Raw genomic sequence first — 6,540 nt, 5'->3', positions numbered from 1 at the left:
GCTCCGCACCGCAACCCGCCGCTACCGCCCCAAATACAGCAACCCAAAACCGCCGGAGCGAACTTAAAACTGGATAAAACTTGGGGGCAAGGTCACTGGCGCACCAGGGACTCCTCGCTGAGGTGAAATGTGTTGCCGTAAAGCGATGATGGAACCCATGTGTCGCGAACGAACCTTTCCACGCTGAGCATAAAAGATACAGCAGCTTAGTGTATCGGAGGCGGTGGACTTTGGTTCGATTCCCTTCAAGAGCAGTAACTTGCGACCTCATCTTGGATTTGACAAACTTTGCCATCAGCACGTATCCTCAAGCATAAAGGAGACTCGAATGGCGACGATGAATGTATCCCTGCCAGATCCCATGAAAGACTGGGTGGAAGCACAGGCTAAGACAGGTCGATACTCGAATGCGAGCGATTATGTCAGGGACCTGATCCGCAGAGACCAAGCCCGTACGGATAAGATTGCCGAGATGCAGCGCTTTGTCGACGACGGGATTAGAAGCGGAGTTGGGAGCCGTTCAAGGGACGAGTTGTTTGCTGCAGCCACCGCTCGAGCCGAGATCAGCCGCGGAAGCGCTTGATGCCATTCAGCCTTTCGATCCAAGCGGAAGAGGATATTGTTTCCATAGCGGAAGAAGGCATCCGGATCTTCGGAGCACCAGTTGCCAGACGATATCACGATGAGCTTTTTGCCTTGCTCGAACTCATCGCCACCAACCCAAGAATGGCGCGCGAACGCTGTGAGATTTCTCCCCCTGTAAGGATCCATCCGTTCAAGGCGCACCTTGTGGTGTATCGCATCATCGAAGACGGGAGCATATTCGTGATCCGTATCCGCCATGGCCATGAAGATTGGGCGGGAGACTCTTTCTAATCAATGCCTTCGCCGATTTAATGTGCTGGTCGCTAGTGCAATCCCATCACGGCGGTAGATCTGCATATTCACTGCACGGAAAGCAATGGACGGCGGCAACGCCATGAAATTAGAAACCAATCAAGAAGCTGAGAAGTTCGCTTGGGCAGGTCCCGACGGAGCTCCGCCAGATCCTCAACCGTAATCTTTGCATACAGCGACTTGGTTACGACCATTCGTTTTGGCATCATACAGAGATGCATCCGCCCTACGCTGAAGCTGGTCCGGCGATATGGCTTCCCTATCAACCGTCCCTGCCGCTACGCCAACGCTAATTGTGACGCAGGGGGCAACGCGTGACGAGGGGTTGGCGAGAGCTGCAGCCTCTACCCGGCTTCGGATCGTTTCTGCGACAGACCGTGCATCCTCTTCGCTTGAATTAGGAAGCAACACAAGAAATTCCTCTCCTCCAAACCGCGCGACCTGATCTTGCTCGCTTCTTAGACTGCTCTGGATGATGCCCGCCACTTTCACCAGGCAGCGGTCGCCTTCGGCATGGCCGAGAGTGTCGTTCAGCTTCTTGAACTCATCGATATCGCACATCAGCATCGCGATGCTCGATCTAGTCGCCTTTGCCTCCGTCCAGCACTTGCCAATGGTTTCCACCATCGAGCGCCGGTTTGCCACACCCGTAAGCGGATCCGTTCGCGCCAGCAATTCGAGGCGATTATTGGCATCAGTTAAATCAGCCAGCCGTCTGCGATCCCTTAGCTCGAGCAGGAAAGTCTTCTGGGCAAGGATGGTGGCCGTCCGGCGGGCCACCAAAGTCGCCGCCACGCCGCTTGCAAAAAATAGCGTTGCCGCCGCGGCGCTTCCCATGGCTATCTCGGGGTTTTGAAGCTGGTATATGCCAACGGCGTAAGTTGCGATTGTCGCCGACCAGCTAAGCGGTATCGGAAAGATGACGATCGCCGTGACTGCCACGAATAGCATGATGGTCAAGTGCCGCTCGTAAAACTGGCCCCCTGTGCTAACGCCGACCAAGGCAACCGACAGAAGGATGAAGAACATGCTCGTGAGAATCGTTGCGCCCTGAACCCAGTAGGCGCGTGTCATCGAGAAAACTGCCGCCGCAACGAGGGCGGCGGGCACGAGGATGGATGCTGGAAGGAGCATGGAACGTACCGCTTCGGCCGGAAGCAGGACGGCGTTGAGAGCCAGCGTCAATGCGTCAAGGACGATCACCCAGATCATCCAGGCGCGTATGATTTTTGAGGTCTGCGGCCACGAACGCTCGCGAAAGAGGCGGCGAAGGCTGGGGTGAAAACGAATGTCGCGCGTGCGCCCACTCAGCTGGCGCTCGACCTCCCGGTCAATCTCTGGGCTAAGACACTGGGCCGGCATGCGCGTGCGCACAGTCGACCTGCCGGCCAGTATCCTTCTAAGAACATTCATGGGGACGATCTAGAGAGTATGCGGGCGCGGGCAAGATAAGCCTCTATCCGACGGGCCTCCATTACCTAACGATGTAGAGCCGTGAGCATTCGAACATCTCGAAAGCTGTTCTGTTGTGAAACGAAGCTTTTACTGTACAGACGTCAGGTGTTCATTCTGCGGTTGAGCGCCCTTTAACGTGGGATGTGGATCCCTAGCAGTTGCGGCTTTCGAGACACGGAAAGCGGGTTGAGCAACGGTCGCCGTCGGATCCCACCATTCGCTCGCACCCCATGGCCAGCCGCCGGCGCAGCTTCAATAGATTGGCTCCCGCGCCGAATTGTGCCACCAGGACTTTTCGCTCGAAGCTTTCGCGACGATCGCAGACGCTGCACTCCAACAAGATGACGGCTTGGCGGACGTCTTTCAGCGTCGGGCCGTCACCACCCGCAAGATTCAGCTGTCGTCTAGCCATCATGTCTCCGGAGATCCGGCTTCATGCCGGCGCGGCGGCTGACTATCCGATCCGGAACTCATAAGCAAGTCACCGCGGCGACAAAGAGCGCAAGCTTCTTATCGATCTTGGATGATACTAACTCACGGCCAACCCGACCGCCTATGTCAAATGCAATTGCGGTAAGTCGCGATAGGCGTATGGTTCGCCGCGGGGCGAAGGCGGGCATTATTTTCTTCTTCGACGCTGACCCGCGTGGAGTGCGTCCTTACCGCACGAGCTGTCGTATACTTATTTGCGTTGTCGACTTCGACACACGCTGGGTACTGACAGATGCGACATAACCATGCCGGAGAACCTGGTTATAGCTTCGCCGCGGTGATCGAATCAACGCTGGCAAAAAGTGTGAGGTCGTGACGTTGGGCGACGAGTGCGTCGGTGAGATAGGAAACAATGCGCTCGGTTCCAGCCTAAAGCTTGGGCGGAACGCTTTTGGCGAGCGGTGCGATCTGCGCGATCTTCATCGGCAAAACCTCCTCGACTGAGCAAAGAGTCGACGGCGAAAATCATGTTCGAGTCCTTCGAGGGGACGCGGCCGGTTCGTGGACTTCCGGCGCGACAGCCTCGACGGGCCGCTGCACTCCGTCCGCCATACACACAAGGGTCTGATCGGACCGAACGAATGGCGACGTCTCGAGGGCGAGTTTAAGTTTCACTGAACTCTTGAATTCGATTTTTCGTCTTCCTAGCTCGTTCCCAACCCGAGGCGTTGAACTCGGTGTGTGCGCCGATTGTGTATGGAGTGACCTGTATGGAAGAGAATATCAGCATCATCAAGAGCGTTGAGATCGATGAGCGGGAAGAGATCATCGTGGACTTTGCTCGTTGGCTCGAGACTGCCTCAAAAGAGGCGTTGGTCCGCGGAGAAGGGAAGTTTGCAGTGATGTCCGCCAGCATGGCGGAAGCAATGCGGGTCAATGCCGACGAACTTGCTCGCGATGATCCTGAAAAGGCCGAACGTGTGCTGCAGCAGGCCAGCGCGATGATGGCGCAGTTCAAGGCCGCCTATCCCCATCGTGTCATCAATCGATCCATCCACTGATAGAGATAGCGGTGGCGGATCTATGAAAGGTCCGCTCATGCTGGCGCTGCCGTAGGCAACAATTCTTGCTGGTAACATGGCGAACCCGTACGATTTGGAAGAAATGCAAAGCGAAGATGCTGGTGGATACCGGGGCCTTCTCCGTCGTTATCGCACACAGCTCGTGGCAGCTGCGACGTTGACCCTGTTCTGCCTCGTCGGCTACGCAGTCATGCAGTTGACGGATGAGGTGCGCTACGACGACGTGGTGGCGGCACTGGCAGAGACGCGGCTGAGTTCGATCCTGCTCGCCTTGCTTTTCACGGCCCTGAGCTTTCTGGCACTCGTCTTCTACGATCTCAATGCCATCGACTATATCGGCCAGCGTCTGCCTTTCCCGCATGTCGCGCTGACGGCCTTCAGTGCCTATGCGGTCGGCAATACAGCCGGTTTCGGCGCGCTGTCAGGCGGTGCGATCCGTTACCGCGCCTATACACGTCTTGGGGTTTCGCCCGAGGATATCGGTCGCATCATTGCTTTCATCACACTTTCCTTCGGCCTCGGCCTGACGTCCGTGGCGGCAATCGCGCTCCTTGTCATCGCCAATGAGATCGCACCGCTGATCAATGTCAGCGGCCCGTGGCTTCGCCTGATCGCTGCGGTCATCCTGGCGATCCTCGGCTCTCTCATGGTGCTCGGCCGCGAAGGCCGGGTGATCGAAATCGGGTCGATTGCACTTCGGCTGCCGGATTCGCGCACATGGTCGCGCCAGTTCCTGGTCACTGCATTCGATATCGCAGCGTCTGCCTCGGTGCTCTATGTGCTCCTGCCGCAGACCGCGATCGGCTGGCCGGTGTTTCTGGCGGTCTACGCGATCGCCGTCGGGCTTGGTGTGCTGAGCCATGTGCCGGCGGGCCTCGGCGTTTTCGAGACCGTCATCATTGCCTCGCTCGGCAGTGCGGTGAATATCGATGCCGTTCTCGGCTCGCTCGTTCTTTACCGGCTGATCTATCACGTTCTGCCGCTGCTGATCGCCATCCTTGCGGTTTCGGTGACCGAGCTTCGCCGTTTCGTGGATCATCCGGCGGCCTCCAGCGTACGGCGCATTGGTGGTCGGTTGATGCCGCAGTTGCTGTCGGCGCTGGCGCTGCTTCTGGGCGTCATGCTGATCTTTTCGAGCGTGACGCCGACGCCCGATCAGAATCTCGAATTCCTCTCCAATTATTTGCCGTTGCCGATAGTAGAGGGCGCACACTTCTTCTCCAGCCTGTTTGGTCTTGCACTGGTTGTGGCCGCCCGTGGCCTGAGCCAGCGGCTCGACGGCGCTTGGTGGGTGGCCGTATTCTCGGCGGTTGCCGCTTTGACATTCTCGCTGCTGAAGGCGATCGCTCTCGTGGAGGCAGGCTTCCTGGCCTTTCTGGTCTTCGGCCTGTTCGTCAGCCGCCAGCTCTTTACCCGCCATGCGTCGCTTCTCAACCAGGCAATGACCGCTTCCTGGCTAATGGCGATTGCCGTCATCGTCGTCGGTTCCGTCGTTATCCTGCTCTTCGTCTATCGCGACGTGGAATACAGCAACGAACTCTGGTGGCAGTTCGAATTTGCCGCGGAAGCGCCGCGCGGTCTGCGTGCCGTGCTCGGCATTACAATCATTTCCTCGGTAATCGCTATCTTCAGCCTGTTGCGGCCGGTGACTTTCAGGCCGGAACCCGCAGATGAGGAAGCCGTGCGCCGCGCCGTGGAAATCGTCGACAAACAGGACAGTGCTGACGCCAATCTGGTGCGCATGGGCGACAAGTCCATCATGTTCTCGGAAAAGGGCGATGCCTTCATCATGTATGGACGGCAAGGCCGCTCGTGGATCGCGCTGTTCGATCCGATCGGCGATCATCGTGGCGTCCAGGAACTGGTCTGGCACTTCGTGGAAGCGGCGCGCGCTGCAGGCTGCCGTGCGGTCTTCTACCAGATTTCGCCAGCGCTGCTTTCGCACTGCGCCGATGCCGGCTTGCGCGCTTTTAAGCTCGGCGAATTGGCAATCGCCGATTTGCGCACCTTCGAGATGAAGGGCGGCAAATGGGCTAACTTGCGCCAGACCGCGAGCCGAGCCCAGCGTGACGGGTTGGGATTCACCGTCGTCGAACCCGCCAATGTCCCCGGAATCATCGACGAGCTCTCGGCCGTTTCCAATGCCTGGCTCGAGCATCACAATGCAAAGGAGAAGGGCTTCTCGCTCGGCGCGTTCAAGCCCGATTACCTCATTTCGCAGCCAGTCGGCGTGCTGAGGAAGGACGGCCGAATTGTTGCCTTTGCCAATATCCTTGTCACCGGAACCAAGTCCGAAGCCACGATCGACCTGATGCGCTTTTCGCCCGATGCGCCAAAAGGCGCGATGGACTTCCTCTTGGTGCAGATCATGGAACATCTGAGAGCGGAGGGCTACAGACACTTCAACCTCGGCATGGCACCGCTTTCGGGGATGTCGAAACGCGAAACGGCCCCTGTCTGGGACCGCATCGGCAGCACCGTCTTCGAACACGGCGAGCGCTTCTACAATTTCAAGGGGCTTCGCGCCTTCAAATCCAAGTTTCATCCGCACTGGCAACCGCGCTATCTTGCGGTCTCCGGAGGAGGCAATCCGATGATCGCATTGATGGATGCGACATTTCTGATCGGCGGCGGACTCAAGGGAGCCGTCAGGAAATGATCGAAGCCTGCGAAG

General features: G+C 57.9%; 5 protein-coding genes and 2 pseudogenes. 5 read left to right on the top strand and 2 right to left on the bottom strand.

The genetic code is table 11. The annotated features are described in order from the left end of the window. The first annotated feature begins 328 nt into the window (after window positions 1-328). Window positions 329-583, top strand: a complete 255-nt coding sequence (locus FHT76_RS34035; RefSeq protein ID WP_028828054.1) for a type II toxin-antitoxin system ParD family antitoxin — start codon at window positions 329-331, stop codon at window positions 581-583. Continuing rightward, the gene (locus FHT76_RS34030; RefSeq protein WP_183757785.1) at window positions 583-876 is read left to right on the top strand and encodes a type II toxin-antitoxin system RelE/ParE family toxin; all 294 of its coding nucleotides are present in this window, start codon (window positions 583-585) and stop codon (window positions 874-876) included. Before FHT76_RS34035 ends, FHT76_RS34030 begins: the two co-directional genes overlap by 1 nt. A gap of 174 nt (window positions 877-1,050) precedes the next feature. On the opposite strand, the gene FHT76_RS34025 is transcribed toward FHT76_RS34030, so the two are convergent. Continuing rightward, window positions 1,051-2,259: a GGDEF domain-containing protein gene (locus FHT76_RS34025; RefSeq protein ID WP_246720190.1), complete on the bottom strand. Its 1,209-nt coding sequence runs from the start codon at window positions 2,257-2,259 to the stop codon at window positions 1,051-1,053. An 849-nt stretch (window positions 2,260-3,108) separates the two neighbouring features. Further along, window positions 3,109-3,267 (bottom strand): annotated as a pseudogene (locus FHT76_RS34015) (glycosyltransferase family 4 protein); the annotation flags it as partial. Between the two features lie 72 nt (window positions 3,268-3,339). Here FHT76_RS34015 and FHT76_RS34010 point away from each other — a divergent pair. The 3 genes and pseudogenes from FHT76_RS34010 to mprF form a co-directional block, all read left to right on the top strand. Continuing rightward, window positions 3,340-3,462: pseudogene (locus FHT76_RS34010) on the top strand (aspartate-semialdehyde dehydrogenase); the annotation flags it as partial. 92 nt (window positions 3,463-3,554) lie between these two features. Continuing rightward, a complete protein-coding gene (locus tag FHT76_RS34005; RefSeq protein ID WP_183757793.1) occupies window positions 3,555-3,845 on the top strand; it encodes a hypothetical protein in 291 nt (96 codons plus the stop codon). 76 nt (window positions 3,846-3,921) lie between these two features. Further along, on the top strand, window positions 3,922-6,525 hold the full coding sequence (gene mprF / locus FHT76_RS34000) for a bifunctional lysylphosphatidylglycerol flippase/synthetase MprF (protein WP_183757795.1): 2,604 nt from the start codon (window positions 3,922-3,924) through the stop codon (window positions 6,523-6,525). Window positions 6,526-6,540 lie beyond the last annotated feature (15 nt).

The organism is Rhizobium sp. BK176, from assembly GCF_024808055.1.
This window is presented reverse-complemented; position numbering and strand designations above follow the sequence as displayed.

What these genes read in the sequence shown, in the direction of transcription:
- FHT76_RS34035 (WP_028828054.1), top strand. Translation starts at nt 329, where the DNA reads ATGGCGACGATGAATGTATCCCTGCCAGATCCCATGAAAGACTGGGTG.
- FHT76_RS34030 (WP_183757785.1), top strand. Translation starts at nt 583, where the DNA reads ATGCCATTCAGCCTTTCGATCCAAGCGGAAGAGGATATTGTTTCCATA.
- FHT76_RS34025 (WP_246720190.1), bottom strand. Translation starts at nt 2,259, where the DNA reads ATGCCGGCCCAGTGTCTTAGCCCAGAGATTGACCGGGAGGTCGAGCGC.
- FHT76_RS34005 (WP_183757793.1), top strand. Translation starts at nt 3,555, where the DNA reads ATGGAAGAGAATATCAGCATCATCAAGAGCGTTGAGATCGATGAGCGG.
- mprF (WP_183757795.1), top strand. Translation starts at nt 3,922, where the DNA reads ATGGCGAACCCGTACGATTTGGAAGAAATGCAAAGCGAAGATGCTGGT.